Source organism: Stenotrophomonas sp. SMYL89 (assembly GCF_036319985.1).
GTDB classification, from domain to species: Bacteria; Pseudomonadota; Gammaproteobacteria; order Xanthomonadales; family Xanthomonadaceae; genus Stenotrophomonas; species Stenotrophomonas maltophilia_Q.
This window is the reverse complement of record NZ_JAWIRW010000005.1, coordinates 46669-70919: the sequence shown is the minus strand read 5'-3', so window position 1 is coordinate 70919 and position 24251 is coordinate 46669. Positions and strand designations below refer to the sequence as shown.

25 protein-coding genes and 2 riboswitches are annotated in these 24251 nt (G+C 67.4%); of the genes, 15 read left to right on the top strand and 10 right to left on the bottom strand.

Translation table 11 applies throughout. The annotated features are described in order from the left end of the window. The first annotated feature begins 57 nt into the window (after positions 1-57). From V3B41_RS08005 to V3B41_RS07985, 5 genes are all read left to right on the top strand, one after another. A complete protein-coding gene (locus tag V3B41_RS08005; protein WP_049432069.1) occupies positions 58-552 on the top strand; it encodes a MarR family transcriptional regulator in 495 nt (164 codons plus the stop codon). After that, on the top strand, positions 549-1289 hold the full coding sequence (locus V3B41_RS08000) for a DNA alkylation repair protein (protein ID WP_197620478.1): 741 nt from the start codon (positions 549-551) through the stop codon (positions 1287-1289). Before V3B41_RS08005 ends, V3B41_RS08000 begins: the two co-directional genes overlap by 4 nt. Positions 1290-1335: 46 nt before the next feature. Then, entirely contained in the window at positions 1336-1674 is a 339-nt protein-coding gene (locus tag V3B41_RS07995) for a DUF6616 family protein (protein ID WP_100443701.1), read from the top strand. A gap of 90 nt (positions 1675-1764) precedes the next feature. Further along, positions 1765-2022: a hypothetical protein gene (locus V3B41_RS07990; RefSeq protein ID WP_049426991.1), complete on the top strand. Its 258-nt coding sequence runs from the start codon at positions 1765-1767 to the stop codon at positions 2020-2022. A gap of 296 nt (positions 2023-2318) precedes the next feature. Next, positions 2319-3392 (top strand): 3-deoxy-7-phosphoheptulonate synthase, encoded by a 1074-nt coding sequence (locus tag V3B41_RS07985; protein WP_329860600.1) that lies wholly within the window; start codon positions 2319-2321, stop codon positions 3390-3392. A 211-nt stretch (positions 3393-3603) separates the two neighbouring features. Here V3B41_RS07985 and V3B41_RS07980 read toward each other — a convergent pair whose 3' ends face one another. Further along, on the bottom strand, positions 3604-4221 hold the full coding sequence (locus V3B41_RS07980; protein ID WP_329860599.1) for a trimeric intracellular cation channel family protein: 618 nt from the start codon (positions 4219-4221) through the stop codon (positions 3604-3606). A gap of 84 nt (positions 4222-4305) precedes the next feature. Beyond that, a riboswitch (glycine riboswitch) is annotated at positions 4306-4409 on the bottom strand. 13 nt (positions 4410-4422) lie between these two features. Then, positions 4423-4512, bottom strand: a riboswitch (glycine riboswitch). 40 nt (positions 4513-4552) lie between these two features. Here V3B41_RS07980 and V3B41_RS07975 point away from each other — a divergent pair. From V3B41_RS07975 to V3B41_RS07965, 3 genes are all read left to right on the top strand, one after another. Then, positions 4553-4828 carry a GIY-YIG nuclease family protein gene (locus tag V3B41_RS07975; protein WP_107231869.1) on the top strand — a complete coding sequence of 92 codons (276 nt, stop codon included), beginning with the start codon at positions 4553-4555 and terminating at the stop codon, positions 4826-4828. Positions 4829-4973: 145 nt separating this feature from the next. After that, positions 4974-5405, top strand: coding sequence for a nuclear transport factor 2 family protein (locus tag V3B41_RS07970; protein ID WP_295550451.1), 432 nt, complete (start codon positions 4974-4976; stop codon positions 5403-5405). Positions 5406-5408: 3 nt separating this feature from the next. Then, complete coding sequence (locus tag V3B41_RS07965) at positions 5409-5864, top strand: hypothetical protein (protein WP_049427680.1); 456 nt, start codon at positions 5409-5411, stop codon at positions 5862-5864. Between the two features lie 128 nt (positions 5865-5992). Here V3B41_RS07965 and V3B41_RS07960 read toward each other — a convergent pair whose 3' ends face one another. Next, positions 5993-7273 (bottom strand): NAD(P)/FAD-dependent oxidoreductase, encoded by a 1281-nt coding sequence (locus tag V3B41_RS07960; RefSeq protein ID WP_295550447.1) that lies wholly within the window; start codon positions 7271-7273, stop codon positions 5993-5995. A 123-nt stretch (positions 7274-7396) separates the two neighbouring features. Here V3B41_RS07960 and V3B41_RS07955 point away from each other — a divergent pair, with 123 nt between their 5' ends. Beyond that, a complete protein-coding gene (locus V3B41_RS07955; RefSeq protein WP_010481148.1) occupies positions 7397-8176 on the top strand; it encodes an NYN domain-containing protein in 780 nt (259 codons plus the stop codon). Between the two features lie 35 nt (positions 8177-8211). Here V3B41_RS07955 and V3B41_RS07950 read toward each other — a convergent pair whose 3' ends face one another. Further along, positions 8212-8403, bottom strand: a complete 192-nt coding sequence (locus V3B41_RS07950; RefSeq protein ID WP_152906551.1) for a hypothetical protein — start codon at positions 8401-8403, stop codon at positions 8212-8214. Between the two features lie 79 nt (positions 8404-8482). Between V3B41_RS07950 and V3B41_RS07945 the strand changes: the two genes are divergently transcribed. After that, positions 8483-9103 (top strand): glutathione S-transferase, encoded by a 621-nt coding sequence (locus V3B41_RS07945; RefSeq protein ID WP_197632491.1) that lies wholly within the window; start codon positions 8483-8485, stop codon positions 9101-9103. A gap of 96 nt (positions 9104-9199) precedes the next feature. On the opposite strand, the gene V3B41_RS07940 is transcribed toward V3B41_RS07945, so the two are convergent. After that, positions 9200-11377 carry a primosomal protein N' gene (locus tag V3B41_RS07940; protein WP_329860772.1) on the bottom strand — a complete coding sequence of 726 codons (2178 nt, stop codon included), beginning with the start codon at positions 11375-11377 and terminating at the stop codon, positions 9200-9202. A 413-nt stretch (positions 11378-11790) separates the two neighbouring features. Between V3B41_RS07940 and V3B41_RS07935 the strand changes: the two genes are divergently transcribed. The 4 genes from V3B41_RS07935 to sppA all read left to right on the top strand — a co-directional run bounded on the left by V3B41_RS07935 (position 11791) and on the right by sppA (position 17067). Beyond that, a complete protein-coding gene (locus tag V3B41_RS07935; protein ID WP_329860598.1) occupies positions 11791-12795 on the top strand; it encodes a hypothetical protein in 1005 nt (334 codons plus the stop codon). Continuing rightward, positions 12788-13372, top strand: a complete 585-nt coding sequence (locus V3B41_RS07930; RefSeq protein ID WP_049427519.1) for a DUF3106 domain-containing protein — start codon at positions 12788-12790, stop codon at positions 13370-13372. The genes V3B41_RS07935 and V3B41_RS07930 overlap by 8 nt, the downstream gene beginning before the upstream one ends. A 295-nt stretch (positions 13373-13667) precedes the next feature. Further along, complete coding sequence (locus tag V3B41_RS07925; RefSeq protein WP_014038646.1) at positions 13668-15032, top strand: MATE family efflux transporter; 1365 nt, start codon at positions 13668-13670, stop codon at positions 15030-15032. A gap of 115 nt (positions 15033-15147) precedes the next feature. Further along, positions 15148-17067 (top strand): signal peptide peptidase SppA, encoded by a 1920-nt coding sequence (gene sppA, locus V3B41_RS07920; protein ID WP_329860597.1) that lies wholly within the window; start codon positions 15148-15150, stop codon positions 17065-17067. Between the two features lie 120 nt (positions 17068-17187). Here sppA and V3B41_RS07915 read toward each other — a convergent pair whose 3' ends face one another. Continuing rightward, positions 17188-17400, bottom strand: a complete 213-nt coding sequence (locus V3B41_RS07915; protein WP_164136776.1) for a hypothetical protein — start codon at positions 17398-17400, stop codon at positions 17188-17190. A 111-nt stretch (positions 17401-17511) separates the two neighbouring features. Here V3B41_RS07915 and V3B41_RS07910 point away from each other — a divergent pair, with 111 nt between their 5' ends. Then, positions 17512-18288, top strand: a complete 777-nt coding sequence (locus V3B41_RS07910; RefSeq protein WP_019660789.1) for an SDR family oxidoreductase — start codon at positions 17512-17514, stop codon at positions 18286-18288. A gap of 115 nt (positions 18289-18403) precedes the next feature. On the opposite strand, the gene V3B41_RS07905 is transcribed toward V3B41_RS07910, so the two are convergent. The 5 genes from V3B41_RS07905 to V3B41_RS07885 form a co-directional block, all read right to left on the bottom strand. Then, on the bottom strand, positions 18404-19147 hold the full coding sequence (locus V3B41_RS07905) for a hypothetical protein (RefSeq protein ID WP_329860596.1): 744 nt from the start codon (positions 19145-19147) through the stop codon (positions 18404-18406). A gap of 35 nt (positions 19148-19182) precedes the next feature. Next, positions 19183-19872 carry a DUF4124 domain-containing protein gene (locus tag V3B41_RS07900; RefSeq protein ID WP_049428924.1) on the bottom strand — a complete coding sequence of 230 codons (690 nt, stop codon included), beginning with the start codon at positions 19870-19872 and terminating at the stop codon, positions 19183-19185. 43 nt (positions 19873-19915) lie between these two features. Next, a complete protein-coding gene (locus V3B41_RS07895; protein ID WP_080354994.1) occupies positions 19916-20506 on the bottom strand; it encodes a Sua5/YciO/YrdC/YwlC family protein in 591 nt (196 codons plus the stop codon). A 94-nt stretch (positions 20507-20600) separates the two neighbouring features. Continuing rightward, positions 20601-23081, bottom strand: coding sequence for a DNA topoisomerase I (locus V3B41_RS07890; RefSeq protein ID WP_197620484.1), 2481 nt, complete (start codon positions 23079-23081; stop codon positions 20601-20603). A gap of 193 nt (positions 23082-23274) precedes the next feature. Next, complete coding sequence (locus tag V3B41_RS07885) at positions 23275-24207, bottom strand: RDD family protein (RefSeq protein WP_049428925.1); 933 nt, start codon at positions 24205-24207, stop codon at positions 23275-23277. Positions 24208-24251 lie beyond the last annotated feature (44 nt).

Sequence of the window (24251 nt, the reverse complement as noted above, 5' to 3'; positions counted from 1 at the left end):
AACGTAATGCCTATGCTATAGCATATGATTAGGCACCTAATAATATTGGATGAAGCCATGCTGGAAGCCAAGCACAGTGCCCTGCTGGATGAAGCGCAACGGCGCGGCCATACTGGCGTCGCGCAGCTGCGCCTGTGTTTCCAGTTGCTGTCGCTGTCATCGGCCATCGATCGCGACTGCGCCACACGCCTGGCGCCGCACGGGCTCAGTGAAGGGCGATTCACCGTGCTTTTCCTGCTGCACGGTGCCGGTGGCACGCTGCCACCGCATGAACTGGCCGAGCGCGCAGGTGTCACCCGCGCCACGATCAGTGGCCTGATCGATGGCCTGCAGCGCGAAGGGCTGCTGCAGCGGCGCAGTGACGCCGAAGATGGCAGGCGCCTGCAGATCGTGCTGACCACACAGGGGAAACGCCTTGCCGAGGCGCTGTTCAACCAGCACACGCAATGGATAGGCGGCTTGTTCAGCGGATTGGACGCGGAAGAACAGCAGCAGTTGTCGCAGCTGCTGCACAAGGTCTGGCGGCACACCGATACAGGTCGTGGGGCATGAGCGGGACCCTGACAGCTGAGCGATTGAATGCGCTCAACACTGGCAGCGTCGCCGCCAGCCATCTGGCTGAATGCCTGGCGGTGGATTTCGCTGCGCTGTTACAGGCGGTGGCACCCGCACTTGAACATGACGCGCTGCACCGCATGCGCGATGCTGAAGGCAAGGGCATCACCCAGCGCATGGCCCTGGCTGCCCGGTTGCTGCGCGAAAGCGGGCAGGGCGCTCCTGCGAAATGGCAGGAGCATGCGTCCGATTCCGTGCGTGGCTGGGCCTGCTACCTGATTGGCAGCGATGCCAGCGCAACGTTACCGGCCAAGCTGCGTGCGATGCGTCCGCTCGCCGATGATCCGCACTTCGGCGTGCGTGAGTGGGCGTGGCTCGCGCTGCGTGCAGATATCGTTGCTGCACCGTTGCAGGCGCTGGAGTGCCTGCAGCCATGGACGCAGCAAGCTTCACCCTACCTGCGTCGCTTCGCCTGCGAAGCACTGCGCCCGCGTGGCGTGTGGGCCACGCACATCGCGTTGTTCAAGCAGCACCCGGACCATGCATTGCCGCTGCTTGAAGCGCTGGCCGACGATCCGGATCGCTACGTACAGGACTCGGTTGGCAACTGGCTCAACGATGCCGGCAAGACCCAGCCGCGCTGGCTGCGCGATCTGTGCGCGCGCTGGCAGCGTGAACACGACGGCAGCGCCAACGCCTACATCCGCAGGCGCGCACTACGCTCGCTGCGGTAGTGCCGGCCGCTGGCCGGCAACCCTCAAACCCTCAAGGAAGAACCCCATGTCCCACATCTTCATCGAGCTCTACACAGCCACCCCTGCCTGGACTGCGCTCCCGCCTGACCAGCGCACCGCCTTCTTCGCCCGCATCGGCGCCGGCATGCAACAGTTCGATCCGGCCCGCATCACGCCGGTGGCGATGGGCCGCGTGGCCGCGGATGCAGCGCACGGCGGCAGCGAGCAGTTCCATGCTGTCTGGAGATGTGCGAGCCGGGAAGACGCCGATGCCCTGGTGGAAGGCATTGCCGCCACCGGTTGGCATCAGTACTTCGCCACCACCAATGTCGTCGGCGCGGACGATGGGATGGGGCAGCACCTGGCCGATCTGGCTGCCTTGTAGCGGCGCCTTCGGACGCGCATGGCACATGCGCCTGTCACCCGGACGCGGTAAACAGTGCACTGCCCCTGTCCATCCGCACGGAAGTCGATCATGCAGAGCACGCTCCAGGTAACGCTGTACGGCCCGCTTGGCGACACCCCGGCGCTGCAGCTGCCGCAGGTGGAAGGGCCGTCGGTGGCGATCCCGGAACCGCTCCTGCGGCGGCTGGTATCCGACCTTTACACCGCCCGTTCCCTGCTCAATCCCGAGCAGCTGGATGAGGCCCGGCAGGAACTGGGGCGCGTGCTGGAGCGCTGGGCCGACATCCATGAAGGCCTGCTGCTGGACGTGGAAGTGCATGGCAGATGAGCGACTTCGCGTGCCTGGCGCCGCATGGATGGCCCAGGTGCGCGACTCGCTGAACCGCGCCCCCAGTTGCGGATGAAACATTTTGCACTGCGCAGAAGCTGTGCTATCAATAGAACCCATGAACGCAGCCCCCACCAGCTTTTACTGGTATTACTTTCCGAAGCCACTGGCGGAGGAAGGACTGCGCTCACCCTGAAGAAAGCTTCAGACGCATTCCCGAAAGCCGCCAGCGAACCTGGCGGCTTTTTTCATGCCGCCACGCTGGGGACCCCCAACGTTCCGGAGACCTCCCCCCAATGCCCCCGCACACCGACGACCTGCGTATCCGCACCATCGAACCGCTGACACCGCCTGCCCAGCTGCTGGCGATGCTGCCGTGTGACGATGAAGCCTCCGACACCGTCAGCGCCTCGCGTGCGGCCCTGCACCAGATCCTGCATGGCCGTGACGACCGCCTGGCGGTGGTGGTCGGCCCGTGCTCGATCCACGACCCGCACGCCGCCATCGAATACGCCCAGCGCCTGAAGCCGCTGCGTGACGCACTGGCCGGCGAGCTGGAAATCGTCATGCGCGTGTACTTCGAGAAGCCGCGTACCACGGTGGGCTGGAAGGGCTTGATCAACGATCCGGACCTGGATGGCAGCTTCAGGATCGACAAGGGCCTGCGCATCGCCCGTGGCCTGCTGCGCGACATCAACAAGCTGGGCCTGCCGGCCGGCGTCGAGTTCCTCGACGTGATCTCGCCGCAGTACATTGCCGATCTGGTGGCCTGGGGTGCCATTGGTGCGCGCACCACCGAAAGCCAGGTGCACCGCGAACTGGCCTCGGGACTGTCGTGCCCGGTCGGCTTCAAGAACGGCACCGATGGCAACGTGAAGATCGCCGCCGACGCGGTGGGTGCGGCCACCAATCCGCATCACTTCCTGTCGGTCACCAAGCAGGGTGGCACCGCCATTGTTTCGACCACCGGCAACCCGGATTGCCACGTGATCCTGCGCGGTGGCAAGCAGCCGAACTACGATGCAGGCAGTGTGGCCGAGGCCTGCCAGGCGCTGGCCAAGGCCAAGCTGCCGACGCGCCTGATGATCGACGCCAGCCATGCCAACAGCCTGAAGAACCCCGAGAACCAGCCGAAGGTGATCGAAGAGATCGCCGTTCAGTTGGAAGACGGCGAACAGCGCATCGTCGGTGTGATGATCGAGAGCCATCTGGTCGGTGGCCGCCAGGAACTAGTGGAAGGCCAGCCGCTGGTCTACGGGCAGAGCATCACCGATGGCTGCATCGACTGGGAAACCACCGTGACGGTGCTGGAGCGACTGGCTGCGGCCGTGCGCGCCCGTCGTGAAGTGAAGGTGTCCGAAGCCGCCTGATGGAAGCCGCCTGAGTGCGGCATGTGTGTGGATGGCGGCCAGCGCCTGCGGGGGTGCGGCCGCGATCAGGGTCGGTCGGAGTTGGAGGCCGACCCGTCCGCACCGGCGATGCGCCTGGCGCTGCGTATGTGCGACAGCGCCAGGTACATCGCCGGGGTGGTGCAGGCTTTGACTGGTAGCGCCGGGCCATGCCCGGCGAACACGCCATCGTTCAATGCACCTCGTCGTGATACACGAACTTCGGCATTTCCCAGCGGTAGTGGATCGCCAGCAGGCGCAGCGCGAAGCCGCCGCCCAGGCAGCACAGGATCGCGGTGGCGTCGGCCACGCCCCAGTGCAGCAGCAACAGGTAGGCCGCGCCGGTCAGCAGCGCGATGATCGCGTACAGCTCCTTCTGGAAGATGAGTGGTACCTCGTTGCAGAGGATGTCGCGCAGCACGCCGCCGAACGCGCCGGTCAGCATGCCGGCGATCAGCACGATGGGCATCGCATGGCCGGCTTCGCGCGCGATCGAGCAGCCGATCAGGGTGAAGGCGATGAGGCCCAGGCCATCGAGCACCAGGAAGGTACGGCGGAAGTGGTGCATCCAGCGAGCCACCCATGTGGCGATCAGCGCCGCGCACACGGTGAAGCCCAGGTACTCGGGATGCTTCACCCAGCCCAGCGGATAGTGGCCGAGCAGGATGTCGCGCAGCGAACCGCCTCCGAGGGCGGTGACGCAGGCGATCATGACCACACCGAACAGGTCCATGCGGCGGCGGCCGGCGGCTAGGGCGCCGGTCATGGCTTCGGCGGAAATGGCGATCAGGTAGATGACGGACAGCAGCATGGGACAGGCTCCGGGCGCGGTGGGGCCGGCCATGCGCGACTACCGCTACTGCCTGCGCAATGACGGGATGACGATGACCGGTGCCGCTCCCGCTGTCCTTTTGCCTGAGAGTTCAGCGACATGGGCCGCGTGCCCCTTCGGCGGATCGTCCCGGGCGTGCCCGGTGACCTCTCTCCAGCTCGGCGAGTCGAATGCATGGTTGGTGGGATTCCAGCCCACCGGCCTGAGCGATCATGGGAGCCTGCGCCTTCGGCGGGCGCCAGCGCGGCGCCTCTCTCCTGCATTCGGCCGCCAGTATATCCGCTGCAGTGCAGCACGGCATAATCCGGCCATGGCCCCGTCCCTCCGCCCGTGGTTCCTGTACCTGCTCGAATGCCGCGACGGCAGCTTCTACGCCGGTATCAGCACCGACGTGGACGCGCGTTTCGCCGCCCACCAGGCCGGCAAGGGCGCCCGCTACACCCGCGCCCGGCCGCCGCTGCGCATCCTTGCCGTGCGCGAGTACCCGGACCGCGCCGCCGCCTCGCGCGCCGAATGGCAGCTCAAGCAGCAGCCGCGCGAACGCAAGCTGGCCTGGCTGCAGGCGCCGGATCCTGCGCTTCTGTAGAGCCGAGCCCACGCTCGGCTGTTGTTGCTGCTGCCTGATGGTGAAGCCGAGCATGGGCTCGGCTCTACAGTAGATCCACGCCATGCGTGGATGGGGCGCACCCGGCCATGCCATGATCGGCCCGCGCCCAGAGCTGGAGCCCCGGATGTCCACGATCGCCCTGCTGTTCGCCCTTTCCGCAGCCATAAGCCCCGCCGCCGACCCGGCCACCATCGCGGCCATCGAAGCCACCTGCCATGACTACGTCGACGGCCAGCTGGAGGCGGACCCACAGCGCGTCGCACGGTCCCTGCACCCGGACCTGGCCAAGCGCGCGGTCCTCGGTGATACACCCGATGAGCGCCTTGGCCTGCGCCGGATGTCGAAGGAAGAGCTGGTCTCACTGACGAAGCAGGGCGCGCTGAAGACCCCGAAGGAGCAATGGGACCGCCGCTGCACGGTGCTGGATGTGACCGGCAGCGCCGCCTCGGTGCGGCTGGAAACACCGTGGTTCGTCGATTACTTCCACATGGGGCGCTTCGGGCAGCGCTGGGTCATCGTCAACGCACTGTGGTACCCGAAGCCGAAGGCGCAGTGACTGATGCGTGCCGCCGGCAAGGCATGGATCTCCGTCGTCGTGCTGGTCGCCGGCATCGCGCTGCTGCCTGGCCTGCTGTACCTGCTCGGGCTGACGCTGGTCGAAGGCCGGCCGCAGCCGGCAGACCGTGTGCCGAGTGGTGTGGCTGCGTGCACCAGTGAACCACGAACGGGATACCAGCCGATGAACCCGTGGCGTTTCATCGCCCAGTTCTTCGACAAGGACGTGATGAAGAAGAAGGTGCCTGAAGTGGAGCGGGAGGCCTTCTGGATTGCCCGACGCCACCTGTGGCGGCAACCGCAGCAAGACATGCTGCGCTGGCATCTCAGCAGCACCGCATTGACGATCTGGATCACGCGGCATTGGAGTACCGCGCAGATTGCCGACACCGCGAGAAAAGAGGATTTCTGCCGGGCATGGTCGAAACGGCGGGTGCCGGGCGGCCCGATGAGGAAGTAGAGCCACGCCATGCGTGGCTGAGCCCCATGCGGCCTGCACAGGCGCTCATCCACGCATGGCGTGGATCTACTGCAAGGGGTCAGAGCCCTTTCCTGCGGAAAGGGATCCGACCCCTGTTGCGTGCAGCCCTACCGCTTCGGCCGCCGGTCGTCGCGGTCATCACCGAAGATGATGCGTGCGCTGCGCTGGTAGCTCCAGTACGCCACCGCCCAGTTCAGCAGCACCACGATGCGGTTGCGGAAGCCGATCAGGAAGAACACGTGCGCGGCCAGCCAGAACCACCAAGCCAGCACACCAGATAACTGCAGCCGGCCCAGGTGCACGATCGCGGCCATGCGGCCGATCGTGGCGAGGTTGCCGTAGTCGGCGTACTTGAACGGACCAGGTTCGGGCTTGCCGTGCAGGCGCGCGCGGATCACCTCGGCCACGTACTTGCCCATCTGCTTGGCCGCGGGCGCCACACCGGGCACCGGCTTGCCATTGGCCTGGTTCAGCGCGGCCAGGTCGCCGGCCACGAACAGCTCCGGGTGACCGGGCAGGGTCAGGTCCGGTTGCACCTGCACGCGTCCGGCGCGGTCCAGCGGCACGTCCAGCGTGCGCGCCAGCGGTGAAGCGGCCACGCCGGCGGCCCACACCACGGTGCGTGCCGGCACGAACTGATCGCCGAGCTTGAAACCCTGGCTGTCGATGTCGCTCACCGGGGTACCCGTCAGCACTTCCACGCCGAGCTTTTCCAGCTGCCGGCGCGCCTTCAGCGAAAGGACTTCCGGGAACGAGGACAGCACGCGCGGACCGGCCTCGACCAGCCGCACCTTGGCGCTGGCCGGATCGATGTGGCGGAATTCATTACGCAGCGTGTGGCGCGCGATTTCGGCCAGCGTGCCGGCCAGCTCGACGCCGGTAGGGCCGCCGCCGACGATGGCGAAACTCAGCCACGCCGCTTTCTTTGCCGGGTCCGGTTCGGCCTCGGCGCGTTCGAAGGCCAGCAGCAGCTTGCGGCGAAGTGCGATGGCATCGTCCAGCGTCTTCAGGCCGGGCGCATCATCGGCCCATTGGTCGTTGCCGAAGTAGGCGTGGGTGGCGCCGGTGGCCAGCAGCAGGCTGTCGTAGTCCAGCGCGCTGCCATCGGCCATGCGGATCTGCCGGGCCTGCTTGTCGATGGCCACCACTTCGCCCAGGCGGACTTCCACATTGCGCTGGTGGCCGAGGATGTGGCGCAGCGGTGCGGCGATATCCGGCGCGGACAGGCCCGCGGTGGCCACCTGGTACAACAGCGGCTGGAACAGATGATGGTTGCGGCGGTCGACCAGGGTGATACGCATGCGCTCGCGGGCCAGGGCACGGGTGGCCCAGAGACCGGCAAAACCGCCGCCGACAACGACCAGGTGGGGAACGCGCTCGCGACTCATCGACTCACTCCAGTGGGGGCATTGGGGGAAGCGCCTGGCATCTTCGCACGGCGACCGCCTGTCACGTCAGCGCCCGCGTGGATCGGCGATACTCGGGTTCAGGCAACCGCCCGCGAGGAGTCCATGAGCGAACCGGAAAAGCGCATCGCCCTGTTGATCGACGCCGACAATGCGCCGGCCTCGAAGATCGACGAAGTGCTGGCCGAAGTGGCCCGCTACGGCGTGGCCAACGTGCGCCGCGCCTACGGCAACTGGAAGAGCCCGCGATTGAAGGGCTGGGAAGCCGTGCTGCACGAATACGCGATCCGCCCGATCCAGCAGTTCGCCTACAGCAAGGGCAAGAACGCCTCGGACATGGCGATGGTGATCGATGCCATGGACCTGCTGTACGCGCGCAATCTGGACGGCTTCGCCATCGTGTCCAGCGATGCCGACTTCACCCCGATGGTGATGCGCCTGCTGACCGATGGCGTGAAGGTGTATGGCTTCGGCGAGAAGAAGACGCCGGAGCCCTTCGTCAATGCGTGCTCGAAATTCACCTATCTGGAAGCGCTGGGCCAGACCCATGCCAGCGTGCCGGATACCGAACAGGCGTCCAGCGAACAGGCATCGAATGAGCCGGTGGCCAACGACGATGCCCGGCCGCGCAAGAGTGGTGCGGAAATGCGCAGCGACACGCGGCTGGTGAAGATGCTGCGTCGCGCGGTGTCCTCGGCCGAGGGTGAGGATGGCTGGTCGCATCTGGGGCCGGTTGGCAGCCAGATCGGCAACCAGGCTTCGTTCGATCCGCGCAACTACGGTTACGGCAAGCTCAGTGACCTGCTGGCAGCGATCGGGCTGTTCGAGCTGAAGAAGGACGGCAAGTCATCCTACGTGCGCGCGCTGCCAAAAAAGAACCGGTAGTGCCGGCCACCTGGCCGGCACATCACCCAAACGGGTCAGATCACCCGTGCTTCCGAATTCGCATAGCCGTCGGCGAACCCGGCGGCGAAATCCTCAACGCCGTTGAAGGCCAGCAGCAACAGGCCCGCACACAGCAGCAGATTGCGATTGGAGCGGCGGTAGCCCAGCACCAGCATCCCCAGCCCTGCTGCCAGCAGAACGTAGTTCAAAGCATCCCATGCAGTCACGTCGTCTCTCCCTGTGGATGGGCGTATCGTAGCGTTTCCGCGCCACCGTGGCGCACCGCTGCAGGCAAGGAAATCCGCAATGTTGAAGATCTGGGGCCGCCGCAATTCCAGCAACGTCCGCAAAGTACTGTGGTGTGCCGAGGAGATCGGCCTGCCGTATGAATCCATCGAAGTCGGTGGCAGCCATGGCGGCACGCAGACGCCGGAATACCAGGCGATGAATCCCAATGGCCTGGTACCGGTGATCGAAGACCACGGCCTGCCGCTGTGGGAATCGAACGCCATCGTGCGCTATCTGAGCGCACGCTACGCATTGGGCACGCTGTACGCCGAAGACCCGATGGAGCGCGCCCAGGCCGAGAAGTGGATGGACTGGAGCACCTCGCGGATGGCGCCGCTGTACAGCGACCTGATCTGGGGCATCATGCGCACCGCCCCGGCCGACCGCGACGAAGCGCGGATCAGCGCGGCCATCGTCCGTGCCGGTGACTACCTGGCGATGGCCGATGCCACCCTGGCCAGGCAGCCGTGGCTGTCGGGCGAAAAATTCGCGATGGGTGACATCCCGCTGGGCTCGCTGATCTACGCCTGGTTCGAACTGCCGATCCAGCGCCCGGAGCTTCCGCACCTGGCCGAATGGTACGCCCGCCTTCGCGAGCGTCCCGCCTACCAGCGCGGCGTGATGTCGCCGCTGACCTAAGCGAGAGCGTTCGGGGTCAGAGCCCTTTTCTGCGAAAAGGGATCCGACCCCAATACCGCGGGGTCGGATCCCACCCGACGGGTGGGCTCTGACCCCTCAATACAGATCCGTCGGATCCACATCCAGCGACCAGCGCACCTTGCGTGCTTCCGGCAGCGCGTACAGCTGTGGCACCAGCTGCCCGAGCACGCCGTGCAGTGGCGGCCGGTGCACGGCAGACAGCAGCAGCTGCGTGCGCTGGTAGCCGGCGCGCCGCGGCATTGGCGCCGGCATCGGCCCATACGCCTCCACCACGTTCTGCTCGCCCAGCAGCTGTCGCGCTGCCAGCAGGAACGCATTGGCATGCTCCACCTGCTGCGCTTCGGCGCGCATCAGCGCCAGATGCGCGAAGGGGGGGAATCCGGCGGCCTGGCGCTGGTTCAATTCGGCCTGTGCGAACGGGTGGTAGCCACCGCTGACCAGCGTTTCCAGCAGTGGATGCCCGGGGTGATGGGTCTGCAGCCAGACCTCGCCGGGATCACGTGCACGACCCGCACGGCCCGCCACCTGGATCAGCTGCTGCGCCAGTTTCTCGCTGGCGCGGAAGTCGGCCGAGAACAGGCCTTCATCAATGCCGACCACCACCACCAGGGTCAGCTTGGGCAGGTCGTGGCCCTTGGCCAGGATCTGCGTGCCGACCAGGATGCCGGGCTGGTCGCCCAGTTTCGCCAGCTGTTGTTCCAGTGCATCGCGGCGTGACGTGGTGCCGCGGTCGATGCGCACAACCGGAAAATCGGCGAAGGCGGCGGTGAGATGCTCTTCCAGGCGCTCGGTGCCGATGCCCTGCGGTTGCAGCGCCAGGCTGCCGCACGCGGGGCATGCCAGCGGTGCCGGTTGCCGCGCGCCACAGTGATGGCACTGCAGGCGACGGCCGCCGCCATGCACGGTCATCGGCGCATCGCAGCGGTTGCACGGTGCGGTCCAGCCGCAGTCGTGGCACAGCAGCACCGGCGCGTAGCCACGGCGGTTCTTGAACACCAGCACCTGCTGGCCGCGCTGCAGGTGCTCGCCGATGCCGGCCAGCACATCAGCCGAGAGGCCATCGTGCAGCGGCCGCTTGCGCACATCGAGGATGCGCACGCGCGGTGGCCGCGCATCACCGGCACGCTGCTTCAGGCGCAGGTGGGTGTAGCGCCCGGCATAGGCGTTGTGCAGGGTTTCCAGCGAAGGGGTGGCACTGCCGAGCAGCACCGGAATGCCTAGTGCCTTGGCGCGCACCAGAGCGAAATCGCGCGCGTGATAGCGGATGCCGTCCTGCTGCTTGTAGCTGCCGTCGTGTTCCTCGTCGATGATCAGCAGCCCGGCCTGCGGCAATGGCGTGAACACCGCCGAGCGGGTGCCGACGATGACCCGTGCCTCGCCACGCGAAGCCGCAGCCCAGACGCGCGCGCGCTCGTTGTCGTTCAACCCCGAATGCAGTGCATGCACGGCGATGCCGAGGCGGCCGCGGAAGCGTGCCAGGGTCTGCGGGGTGAGGCCGATTTCCGGCACCAGCACCAGCGCCTGCTTGCCTTGCGCCAGGCAGTGGATGATGGCCTGCAGGTAGACCTCGGTCTTGCCGCTGCCGGTTACGCCATCCAGGAGGAACGGTTGGAAGCCCTCGACTGCGTTGATTGCCGCCACGGCCTCGGCCTGGTCCGGGTTGAGGGTGGGGCCGGGCAGTGGCTGCGCGTGCTGCGGCGCCACGCTCAGCGCTACGCGCTCGGCCAGTTCCCGCTTGGCGAGGCTGCGCGCGGCGGTGCGCCAGTCGTCCATGCGTTCTCCCAGCACGTCTTCATCGACGATGGCGTCGGCCAGCAGTTCGGCCAGTTGCCGGGGGCGGCTGCCGGCACGCAGTTTTTCGCGCTGGGCGCGGCCTTCGGCGGTCAGCTGCCATCCCCAGTGGTGGGTGTCGGGCAGGGCGTCGCCATGGCGCAGCGGGCCCGGCAGGGCGGTGCTCAGCACCTCGCCCAGCGGCGCATGGGTGTAGCGCGCCAGCCACTGCAGGCTCTGCCACAACTCGCCCTGCAGCAGCGGTTGCGGGTCGCACCACGCCAGGGCCTGGCGTAGTCCCTGGCCGTCATCGGTCTGGCCGTGGCCGACCACCACGCCGACCAGCTCGCGGTTGCCGAACGGCACCTTCAGGCGGCAGCCGACCGCGACCGTGGGCCCATCGCCCTCCGGCGACAGGTAGTCGAACAGGCGTGGCAGCGGGACGGGCAGGGCGACCTGCAGGGTCGGAATGGGTGAAAGCATCGGGCCAGTGTAACGGGCCATGCGCGCGCGAATGGCAGGGGGCGGAGGCGGCCGGGGAGCCCCCGTTGAATCATAAATGTCACCTAAATATCGGTGTCCATTGGAGATTCAGTCTTATCCACATGTTCTGTGGATAACGTTGTGCGTTACCGGTCGACGGGAACGCAGGAGGCCGATGGCGACGAGCTCACGCTTGGGTTGGTCAAAAAATCGCCACACTTCAAAGTCATTCAAAATCAACAACTTGAGTGTGAAACATTGCTGAAACAGAGTGAATTCAGCTGGATGCCGCAGTTTTCCCCGAGGCGGGCGTGGTGCTGTGCACAACCTGCAGCACGAAGTGCCTTTGGGCGCAAGTCCTACGGGTGCCGAGGGGCTGCCGCTATCATGCTGGCAGACCTTTGGAGTGACCGATGACGGCTGTGCCCGCCCCTGTTTCCTCGACCGCGGCCGGCGCGCTGTCGGCGTTCCTGCGCGGCGTCGAGCGCCGCGCCCTGGTGGTGGCTGAGCTGCAGTGCGGCGACGCCGCGCGTGCCGAGCAGACCCTGGTGGCGGTGATGCGCGCCTTTGCCGCGGTGGCCAGCGACCTGCCGATGGCGCAGTGGCCGACCCGCTTCTGGACCCTGCTGGGCCAGCGCCAGGCGCTGCGCGAGCCGGTGGGCGGCCAGTGGCTGCCGCCGTTGGCTGCGCTGGGCGGGATGGGACCGCTGCCACGCTTGGCGCTCCTCCTGCGGGTGGGCGGCAGTCTGGACGAGGGCATCGCCATGCGCGTGCTCGACCAGGACGAAGCGGGCTACCAGCACCTGCTGGCCGATGCCTGCCCCCGCGATGCACATGGCCAGCCCGATGCGTCGGCCTGGCGCCAGCTGGCCGAACAGGTGCAGCTGCGCATCCGCGACCTGCCGGCCAAGCGCCTGCAGCAGCTGCAGCAGCCAGCTGCACCAGCCGCCAGCAATGAAGCTCCCTCGACCAGTTGGCGCGCACCGCAGCGCGATGACCGTGCGGCCGCCCAGGGCAAGCGGCGGCGTCCCAATGCCAGGCCGCGCTGGCGCGGTCCGGTGATCCTGCTGGTGACGGTGGCGGTGCTGTTGGCCGCGGCGCTGGGCTGGCGCTACTGGCAAGTACATTCATCCGGTAGCGATGCTCCGCTGCCGGAAGGTGTCGTGGGTGAAGCTGGCCCGGTCACGGTGGAAGCGCTTCCGCCGAGCAAGGTCAACGCCACGCCGGATGCAACCCCGGCCCAGGCCTCCGACGACGCCGCGATGCTGGCTGATCGCGACTATCCGCTGGTGGCTGATGCCGATCTGTATGCCTGGACCGCCGCGGGCGGCCCGTTGCCGGTGGATGAATCGCAATCCAGACCGAGCCGGCCGGAGCCGGCCAGCGCCACGCTGGAAACCGCTGCTGCCGATGAATAAGACCGTATTCGCCAGCCTGCTGCTGGCCCTGCCGCTGTCGCTGTCCGCTGCGCCGCAGACCTTGAACGTCCCATTGCCGCCGCCGGTGCCGGCCACCTCATCTGCCGCGCCAGCGCCGGCAGCTGCACCTGCTGCGCCCGCATCGTTTGCCCAGCTCGATGCTCCGCAGCAGCGTCAGCGCCGAGCCGACTACGCGGCCTGGCGCGCCCTGCCGGAGAGCGAGCGGGAGCGCATCCGGCAGGCTGCGGCGCGGTTCAACGCGCTGCCGGCGGACCAGCAGCAGCGTCTGCGCCAGCAGTTCCAGGCGCAGGACCAGGCCTTCCGTGAAGGCTGGCGGCTGGGCCCGCAGCTGGGACTGGAGTTCCCCAAGCTGCATGGCCTGTTCGGCTTCGTGCCACCGGAACAGCGCGAGGCCGCGCTGGCCGTGCTGCGCCAGCTCAGCCCGGCGCAGCTGGCCCAGCTGACCCTGGTCGCGCAGCGCACGCCACCGCAGGAACGCGACACGGTGCGTGGCGCGTTCCTCGCCGTGCCCGCCGCCGAGCGCGACACCTGGCTCAAGCGCCAGGCCGGCCAGTAAACCCGAAGGCGTAGCGTCGACGGGTAACCTCGACAGGGTAGAGTCGACTGTCAGTCGACTTCCGCGCGCAGCGCGGGGTTTTCGCGGTCCTGTATGAAGAGCAGTCGACTGACAGTCGACTCTACAGGGGGGCGTCTTTTCCGGTAACGCGATCGCAACGCGTGATGCCGGGGCCTGCCGGAACCCGGCATTCACGCCATGTCATGGGAATGCGCGCGCTGCGCGCGTAAGATGACCGGCCGCAACCCGGTGCCTGTGCCCTTCGCGCGCAACCGTAGTTCGCGTCAAGCACCTTATGTCTACTGCAACCTCCACGCCGCGCTTCAGCAAGGAAGTCGGCGCCACCGGTCTGCTCGCCCTGCCGCTTGTGCTCGGGCATGTGTCCACCGGCCTGATCTCCTTCGTCGACAACGTGATTGCCGGCCACCACGCCACCGCGACCCTGGCTGCGGTGACCATCGGCACGGCGCTGCTGTGGCTGCCGATGCTGATCCCGATCGGCACCCTGATCTCGCTTACCGCATCGGTGTCGCAGCTGCATGGCGCCGGCCGCGAGCGCGAGATCGGCCCGCTGTTCCGCCAGGCACTGTGGCTGGCGCTGGGCCTGGGCCTGATCATGTTCACCTTCCTCACCGTGGTGCCACCGCTGCTGCCGGCGTTCGGCATCGCGCCGGACATCGTGCCGGGTGCCACCGCGTTCCTGCATGCGGTGCGCTGGGGTGGTCCGGCGCTGACCCTGTACTTCTGCATGCGCTACCTCAGCGAGGGCATGCACTGGACGCTGCCGACCATGCTGCTCGGCTTCGGCGGCCTGCTGGTGCTGGCGCCGATGGGCTACGTGCTGGCCAACGGCAAGCTCGGCTTCCCGGAAATGGGCGCGGAGGGCCTCGGCATCGCCTCGGCGGTGATGATGTGGCTGCAGGCGATCGCGTTCGCCACCTACCTGTGGTTCACCAAGCGCTTCGCCCACCTGCAGCTGTTCTCGCACTTCGAGGGGCCGCGCTGGAAGGCGATCTGGGAATTGCTGCGCACCGGTCTGCCGATCGGCATCACCGTGCTGATGGAAGGCGGCCTGTTCATCGTCACCGCGCTGCTCATCGGCCGCCTCGGTGCCAATGAAGCGGCCGCGCACCAGATTGCGATCAACGTGGCGCAGCTGTGCTTCATGATCCCGATGGGCGTGGCCGAGGCCACCACCGTGCGCGTCGGCCATGCGGTCGGCCGCGGCGATGGCTTTGGTGTGCGCCGCGCGGCGTGGGCCGGTTACGCGATCATCATGGGCACGCAGACGCTGTCGGCGGCGGTGCTGCTGTTCGGCCACGACGCCATCGTCGGTGTCTACACCAACGACCTGGCGGTGGCCGGCCTGGCCTCGACGCTGCTGCTGTACGCGGCTACCTTCCAGTTCCCGGATGGCATCCAGGTGCTGTCGGCCGGTGCGCTGCGTGGCCTGAAGGACACCCGCGTGCCGATGTTCATCGCCATGTTCGCGTATTGGGGCCTGGGCATGCCGCTCGGCGCCGGGCTCGGCCTGGGCCTGGGCATGGGCCCGCAGGGCATGTGGATCGGCCTGATCGTCGGCCTGACCGCCGCCGCCATCCTGATGGGCTGGCGCCTGCGCCGCAGCAGCCTGCGCATCGGCCAGTCGATGCTGTCCTGATCCTCCCGCCTGCCATGCCGACCCATGGCGGGCGATCCCCTGACTTGTGTCCGATGCCGCATCACGCGGCACCGGCTATGCTGGTACCACGGCAAGAAGCCATCCGGAGCGCTCCATGAATCAACCCGTGCCCCCACTGCCCCCGGCGCGTCGCAATCCCGTCGCCAGTTTCTTCATCGGGCTGTGGGACGTCATGAACTTCACCCGCCGGTTGATTCTCAACCTGGTGTTCTTCGGCCTGCTGTTCCTGCTGCTGGTGATGTTCGTCATCGCCGCCGGCATGGGCGCCGGTGCCAGCAAATCGCTGCAGGACCGCACCACCCTGGTGATCGCGCCGGAAGGCCGCCTGGTCGAGCAGTTCAGCGCTGATCCGGTCAGCCGTGCGCTGGCCAAGGCGGTGGGCGACAACGGCGCCGAAGAGATCCAGCTGCGCGACCTGTTGCGGGTGATCGAGTCGGCCAAGGAAGACAAGAAGATCGAGCGCGTGGTGCTGGAGCTGGACAAGCTGCAGCCGTCGGGCTTCGCCTCGCTGCGTGAAGTGGCCGCGGCGCTGCAGGACCTTCGTGCGTCCGGCAAGCAGCTGGTGGCCTACAGCGAGAGCATGGGCCAGTCGCAGTACCTGCTGGCCGCACAGGCCGACGAGGTCTACCTGGACCCGATGGGGTCGGTGGTGCTCGAGGGCCTGGGCCGCTACCGCCAGTACTTCCGCACCGGCCTGCAGGACAAGCTGGGCGTGGACGTGCACCTGTTCAAGGTGGGCGAGTACAAGTCCGCCGCCGAGCCGTACGTGCTTGATGCGGCGTCGCCGGCTTCGAAGGAAGCCGACCTGTTCTGGATGAACGATGTGTGGCAGCGCTACCTGGCCGACATCGCCAAGGCACGCCGCCTGGATCCGGCACAGCTGGCCGCCGGCATCGACACGCTGCCGGAAGGCATCGCCGCCGGTGGCGACCTGGCCAAGTTCGCCCTGCAGCAGAAGCTGGTGACCGCACTGAAGACCCGCGAGGAATTCGAGGATCTGATGATCGAGCGCGGGGTGGCCGACGACGATGCCGACGGCGGTTTCCGCAACGTCGACTTCGGTCGTTACCTGGCCCTGCTCGACGCGCGCCGCAACCCGGTGGACTCGCGTCCGCAGGTGGCGGTGGTGGTGGCCGAAGGCGAGATCAGCGGCGGTGACCTGCCGGCCGGCCGCATCGGTGGCGAATCGACTTCGGCGCTGCTGCGTGCCGCGCGTGACGACGAGAACGTGAAGGCCGTGGTGCTGCGCGTGGATTCGCCGGGCGGTGAAGTGTTCGCCTCCGAGCAGATCCGCCGCGAAGTGGTGGCGCTGCAGGCCGCCGGCAAGCCGGTGGTGGTGTCGATGGGTGACCTGGCCGCTTCCGGTGGCTACTGGATCAGCATGAACGCCGATCGCATCTACGCCGATCCGTCGACCATCACCGGTTCGATCGGCATCTTCGGCATGGTGCCGAACTTCAGCCGCGCGCTGGACAAGATTGGCGTGCATACCGACGGCGTGGGCACCACCCGCTTCGCCGGTGCCTTCGACGTCACCCGCCCGATGGACCCGGCCGTGGGCCAGGTCATCCAGACGGTGATCAACAAGGGCTATGCCGACTTCACCGGTCGCGTCGCCGATGCCCGCAAGAAACCGGTCGAGGCGGTCGATGAAGTGGCCCGTGGCCGCGTGTGGAGCGGTGCGCAGGCCAAGGAACGTGGCCTGGTCGACGCCTTCGGTGGCCTGAAGGACGCCGTGGCCGATGCCGCCAGCCGTGCCAAGCTGGGCAAGGCCGATGCCTACCGCGTGCGCTACATCGAGAAGGCGGCGACGCCGTTCGCGCAGTTCGTCAGCGGTTTCGCCGGCAGCCGCGCCGGTGCCTGGATGCTGTCCGACTCGGGCATGGCGAGGATGATGCTGGCGCGCACGATGCCGGAAGTGGACACCCAGTTGCGCTTCGTCGAGAACGCGGCCCGCGAGAAGGGCAATGGCGCGCCGGTGAAGGCGCTGGCGTATTGCTTCTGCGGGTTCTGATCGGAAAGCATCCACGCATGGCGTGGATCTCTTGGAAACGCCCGGCTTCGGCCGGGCGTTTTCGTTCATGGGGTCGGATCCCTTTGCTCAGAAAAGGGCTCTGACCCCACAAGCGACCCGTCATTGCGTCGCGTCGGCTTCGGCCTTGCGCTCGCGTGCAGCGGCCTCTTCCACGGCCTTCCGTGCGTCCTTCGCACGGTCCAGCGGCTCCTGCATCGCGCGCGACATCGCCTTGGGCACCGGTGGCTTCTCCGGGTTCGGCGTCGGCGGCCGCTGGCAGGCCACCAGCAGCACGCTGGCCAGCAGGGACGAGGACAGGGTCAGGATGCGCATGGCGGCTCTCCGCGGTGGGCGTAGGTGCAGTGTCGCATCCCCGGCAGGGGGCCACCGTGAGCGCGTATCCTTGCCGCATCGAAATGCAGCGGGCGCGGCCCCGGAGGACACATGACCCAGCAACGGTGGCGCCTGGACGGCCAGACGGCCCTGATTACCGGCGCCAGCGCCGGTATCGGCCTGGCCATCGCGCATGAACTGGCCGGCTTCGGCGCTGACCTGATGATCGTCGGGCGCGACATCGACATGCTGGAGACCGCGCGCGACGAGCTGCTGGACGTGTATCCGCAGATGCAGGTGCACGCGCTGGCCGCCGATGTCTCCGACGACGAAGACCGCCGCCAGATCCTGGACTGGGTGGAAGACCACAGCGATGGCCTGCACATCCTGGTCAACAACGCCGGTGGCAACGTCACCAAGGCGGCCACGGAGTATTCCGAGGACGAATGGCGGAAGATCTTCGAGACCAACCTGTTCTCGGCGTTCGAGCTATCGCGCTACGCGCATCCACTGCTGGCTCGCCACGCATCTTCGTCGATCGTCAACGTCGGCAGCGTGTCCGGCCTGACCCACGTGCGCAGCGGCGTGGTCTACGGCATGACCAAGGCCGCGATGCACCAGATGACCCGCAACCTGGCCGTCGAGTGGGCCGAGGATGGCATCCGGGTCAATGCCGTGGCGCCGTGGTACATCCGCACGCGGCGGACCTCCGGTCCGTTGTCGGACCCGGATTACTACGAGGAAGTGATCAACCGCACGCCGATGCGCCGCATTGGCGAGCCGGAGGAAGTGGCCGCGGCCGTGGGCTTCCTGTGCCTGCCGGCCGCCAGCTATGTCACTGGTGAGTGCATCGCGGTGGATGGCGGTTTCCTGCGTTACGGGTTCTGATCGCTCTGCTGTAGAGCCGAGCCCATGCTCGGCTGCATTCCGCCAACGGCAGCCGAGCATGGCTCGGCTCTACAACAGATCCACCCCTTGGGCTGGTGCGGCCATGCCGCCGCTGTCACCCCGGTACCGGGCAGATACTGGCCTCCAGCACGCCCTGCAGCCGCTCGCGTTCTCCGCGCGCGGTTTCGCGGTTCTCCGGCGCGGCGAAGCGCTCACGGCCGCGTGCATCGCGGAAGCGCTGCTGCCAGCTGCCGCATCGCTGTGCTTCGGGCAGTTCCTCGCAACGGTCGCGCACGACTTCGCAGCCGGCCGCGTTCATCGGCGTGACCCCGCCCAGGCCCTGCACCGTCATCGGTTCGCAGCGGCCGGGTGATGCCTCGTACTCGTGCAGATAGCTACCACCCTGTCCGTCGGTGCACTGGAAGATCGGGGGAAGTGGTGGCTTCGGTGGTCCGTTGCCTGCTTCGGCACGAGCGTCGGCATCACGGCGCAGGGTCGCACTGTCGAGAATCTGGTTGCCACCTTCGCGTTCAACCATTCCCGCTTCCATGATGGTGCGCCCTTCGTCCGCGCGCCTTGGTGCCGCTGCGGCCGCAGGCACTGCTTCGGGCCTGGTCGGAGCCGCGGCGGGCGTCCTGGTGACAACAGGTGCTGGTGCCTGGGGCGCGGCGACCACCGCCGGCTGTGCACTGGCCGGCTCGGGCACGCGCAGCACCTGCTGCTTGGTTCCGGACGGGCAGGGCGTACGTTGCAGGGTCGGTATGTCGCTGTTGCTGGACGTGCAGCGGTACACCACGCCGGCTTCGGCCAGTGCCGTGCCGGGCAACAACCCCAGGGCCAGCCAGATCAGTCTGTTCATGCCTACAGCGTACAGGCTGCGATGCCGGGCTGCGCTCAGCGCTGGCAGTCGCGTGACAGGCGCGCGTCGATGCCACGCTGCTCGTTGCTGATGGCGGTGCGCTCGCTCTGCAGTGCGCTGTTGTAGCGACGATCCAGTTCCCAGCGGCGGTCGCGCAGGCGTGCGCAGACCTCCTGCGGCGGCAGCGCGTGGCAACTGTCGCGCACCAGCACGCTGCCGGCCGGGACCTGCACGCCCACGCCGACTGCCGGCGGCCGGTAACCTGCACCCTCGCCGACGGGCGAACCGATCGGTGTGCCGATGGCCGGGCGCGGACCCGGGTAGGCCGGGCCCCGATGCCCGTGTGGCAGCCAGACGCTGGTCCACAACGGCACCCAACGCGGATTGCCCTCGTTGCTGTCGCTGGTATAGCGCTGGCCGTCGTCGCGCACGCATTCGTACAGCGGCTGCGGCGGTTGGATGTAGACGTGGCGGACCTCGCGGTCACGCATCACCGGAGCTTCGTCCGGCGGTGCGGGCGAAGCATCGCTGCGAACCACCCGCGGCGCTGGATCGCGCGGGCGCTGCAGGTCGCGGACTTCCTGGCGGCCGCTGTTGCAGGGCGTGTCCTGCAGGGCCACCGCACCGTTGCTGGCGACGCAGCGGTAAACGCGCACATCCTCGGCCGCCGGTGCCATCGATGGCAGCAGCAGGCACAGTCCCAGGGCGGTGCGCAGCAGGTTCATGAAGGCAGGGTGCGTGATTGTCCGGGGCAGCGCAATTGGCCGATCAGGAGCGCAGCACGTTGCCGCTGAGCGCGTCGCGGATCGGGGTGGGCTGGGCCAGGCCACCGGTTTCGCCATCGAGGATGCCGTCGAGCAGGCGCAGCAGGCGTGGATCCAGTTCTTCGCGGCGGCGCGCTGGGGGCTCGCCGGCCAGGTTGGCGCTGGTGGAGACCAGCGGGCCTCCCCAGGCACGGCAGAGTTCGGCCACCAGCGGGTGGGCGCTGATGCGTACGGCGATGCCGCTGTGCTCTCCGGTGACCCACGGCTGGGCACGGGGTCCGGCCGGCAGGATCCAGGTGTTGGCGCCGGGCCAGCTGGCCAGTACTGCGCGTTGGCGTGCATCCGGCAGCGCCTGCAGGCGCACCCAGCCTTCCAGCTGAGGCAGTTCGGCGGCAACGAGGATCATGCCCTTCTCGATCGGTCGCTGTTTCAACCGCAGCACCGTGTGCACTGCCGCTTCGTGCGAAGGGTCACAGCCCAGGCCCCAGACCGCTTCGGTCGGGTAGGCGATCACGCCGCCCGCGCGGAGCGTGGCGACAGCAGAGTCCAGCGTGAGTTCTTTCATGGCGGCGACCGGCCCGGCGTGGGCCTTCATTATCCCCCTGCAGCGTGCAGAGGGGGTGGAACCTGCAACCCGGGTGGGTGCGGACCGTTGGCCCGCACTCGCCTCATCCACGCATGGCGTGGATTTACTTCTTGGCGGCCTTCTTGGCCGGTGCCTTCTTCGCGGCAGCCTTCTTCACCACCTTCTTCACTGCCTTCTTGGCCGGTGCCTTCTTGGCGGCAGCCTTCTTCGGCGCGGCTTCCTTCTTCACCGCGGCCTTCTTGGCCGGCGCCTTCTTCGCAGCGGCCTTCTTGGCACCGAAGCCCTTGCGCACCGGCTTGCCGGTTTCTTCCATCAGCTGCTGCACTTCAGCCAAGGTCAGCGAGGCCGGTTCGCGATCCTTGGGGATCTTGCCGTTCATCCTGCCGTCGCTGATGTACGGGCCGAAGCGGCCGTTCAGCACCTGGATGTCGCTGCCCTCGAACTCCTTGATGATCCGGTTGCGCGCGATCTCTTCCTTCTCTTCGATCAGGAACACGGCGCGGGCCAGGTCGATGGTGTACGGGTCGTCTTCCTTCTTCAGCGAGGCATAGGTACTGCCGCGCTTGGCGAACGGTCCGAAGCGGCCAATGCCGACGCTGACCGGCTCGCCCTTGTCCTCGCCCAGCGCGCGCGGCATCAGGAACAGTTCCAGCGCGTCTTCCAGCGAGATGGTGTGCATCGACTGGCCAGGGCGCAGCGAAGCGAACTTCGGCTTCTCCTCGGCATCCTCGGCGGTGCTGCCGATGGCGGCATACGGCCCGAAGCGGCCCAGTCGCACGCTGACCGGCTTGCCGGTCTTGGGGTCGGTGCCGAGCTCGCGCGCGCCACTGGCCTCGGCGCGGTCGACCGATTCCTTCTTGTCTTCGACCAGTTCCTTGAACGGTTCCCAGAAGCGCGACATCAGCGGGATCCACTCTTCTTCGCCACGCGAGACGGCATCGAGCTCGTCTTCAAGCTTGGCGGTGAAGTCGTAATCCACGTACTGGGTGAAGTGGCTGGACAGGAACTTGGACACCGCACGGCCGACGTCGGACGGGCGGAAGCTGCGACCTTCCATCTCCACGTACTTGCGGAACAACAGGGTCTGGATGATCGAGGCGTAGGTCGAGGGACGGCCGATGCCGTACTCTTCCAGCGCCTTCACCAGCGCCGCTTCGGTGTAGCGCGGCGGCGGCTGGGTGAAATGCTGTTCGGCCTGGATGCGTTCCAGCGGGACGCGGTCGCCGGGCTTCATGGCCGGCAGCTTGCGGCCTTCGTCCTCGTCCTCGGCGCTCTTGTTGTCCTTGCCTTCCTCGTACACGGCCAGGAAGCCGGGCACGACCACGGTGGTGCCGCTGGCACGGAACACGTGCTCGTTGCCGGCCGACAGGTCGACGCTGACGGTGTTGAGCGTGGCCGGAATCATCTGGCAAGCCACTGCACGCTTCCAGATCAGTTCGTACAGGCGGCGCTCGTCGTCGGTGAGGAAGCGTGCGACCTGGGCCGGGGTGCGCAGGGCCGAGGTCGGGCGTACCGCTTCGTGCGCTTCCTGGGCGTTCTTCGACTTGGTCTGGTAGGTGTTGGGCTGGTCGGGCAGCGAGGCGATGCCGTAATCGCGGGCGATCACGTCGCGGATCTCGGCCAGCGCATCCTGCGACAGGTTCACCGAGTCGGTACGCATGTACGAGATCAGGCCGACGGTGCCTTCTTCGCCGATTGCTACGCCTTCATACAGCTTCTGCGCCACCTGCATGGTCTTGCGGGTGGTGAAGCCGAGCTTGCGCGAGGCTTCCTGCTGCAGGGTGGAGGTGGTGAACGGCGGCGCCGGGCGGCGCTTGCGCTCCTTGCTGGCCACGTCGGTGACGTGCAGCGAGCCCTGCGCGGCCTGCTGGATGCGCATGCGCGCCGCTTCAGCGGTGTCGCCATCGGTGATGGTGAACTGCTCGAACTTCTGCCCGTCCAGCTTGATCAGCTTGGCGTTGAAGTGCTGGCTGGGATGCGCGCACTCGGCGGCGATCGACCAGTATTCGCGGGCGATGAAGGCTTCGATCTCTTCCTCGCGCTCGACGATCATGCGCAGCGCCGGGCTCTGCACGCGGCCTGCGGACAGGCCGCGCTGGACCTTGCGCCACAGCACCGGCGACAGGTTGAAGCCGACCAGGTAGTCCAGCGCGCGGCGCGCCTGCTGGGCATCGACCAGGTCGCTGGCGATCGCGCGCGGCTGGCTGATGGCTTCCTTGATGGCGCGCGGGGTGATCTCGGTGAACACCACGCGCTGCATCGGCTTGTCCTTGACCAGCCCGCGTTCCTTCAGGATCTCGGCGATATGCCAGCTGATCGCCTCACCCTCGCGATCCGGGTCGGTCGCCAGCAGGATGTCGTCGGCGCCCTTGGCGGCCTTGGCGATCGCATCGACGTGCTTCTCGTTCTTGTCGATCACGTCGTAGTGCATGGCGAACCCGTTGTCCGGGTCGACCGCGCCTTCCTTCGGAATCAGGTCACGCACATGCCCATACGAGGCCAGGACGGTGTAGTCCTTGCCGAGGTATTTGTTGATCGTCTTGGCCTTGGCCGGCGATTCGACGATGAGCAGGTGCTTGGGCATGGCAGCAGGGTCTGTGGGGCGAACCGTGGGGAAGGGGCCGCTAGGGTGGAGCAAATGGCCGCATTAGTGAAGCGGCCACGCGCAAATCCATAAACTGAACGCCCGGTAATGTGCCGGGCGTTCAGGTTTCACCTTATTAGAGGAATCACGCCCGGCCAGCCCGTGTCAAGCAGCCAGGCGTGAGGATGGTCGTTCAGGAGGCCATCTTGGCGATGAAGCCGACCGCGAACACCAGCAGCGCCAGGCCCGCCAGCGACAGCAGGCCGGTCAACACCAGCACCAGCACGGTGACGGTGCCCAGCTCGCGGCGCTGCAAGTGGGGCTGGTCGGTGTAGGCCCAGCGGTCGACCACCAGGGTGTCGCAGATCATGTCGTGCAGGCCCTGCTTGCGCTCGGTGAAGGCCGCCATCAGGAAACCGATGCCGAGGGTGAAGCTGCTCAGCAGCATGGCCCAGTAACGACCGAACGCGCGGGCCTTGGTCAGGCGCTCGCCGTTGCCGCGCACGACCTTGATGCCCACCGCCATCTTGCCCAGCGTGGCGCCGCCCTTCGAGGCATGGAACCAGGTGTAGTACGCCATGCCGATGGCGAAGTTGATCAGTGCGCTGGCCAGCTGCGCCACGATCTCGATGGCCGACTCGTCACTGCCCACCGCACCCATGCCGGCGCCGAGGATCACCCCGAGAATGACGCCGATGATGCTGCCGGGGATGACCAGCACGAAGTAGTCGATCACGTAGGCTGCCACGCGCTTCCAGAAGCCCGCATAGACGACTTCGCCGCCGACCACCGGCTGCACATGGCCGCCGGCACCGAGCGCTGCCGGGGCGCTGTAGGGTGAGCTGCTGAGGGCGCCGGTGCCGGGCAGCGGCGCGGTACCGTTGTCGATGGCCGCATAGTCGTTGCGCAGGTCGAAACCGCCACTGCCGGTGGCGGTACTTGCATCGGCCAGGGTCTGCAGCCCGAGCTCGTCGACCACCTGGCGCAGCGCCGCCCACTGGTCCATGCCTTCGCGCCAGACCAGGGTGTCCAGGTTCAACTGGCCGCGCTGGAAGCGCTGGCGGATTTCCTGCACCGGCAGCGGGCCCTGGCGCTGCTGTCCTTCGGCGTAATACCACTCAGTCATTGCGTGTTCCCTGTTGGATCGTCCATGGAGGTGCTGGCATGCGC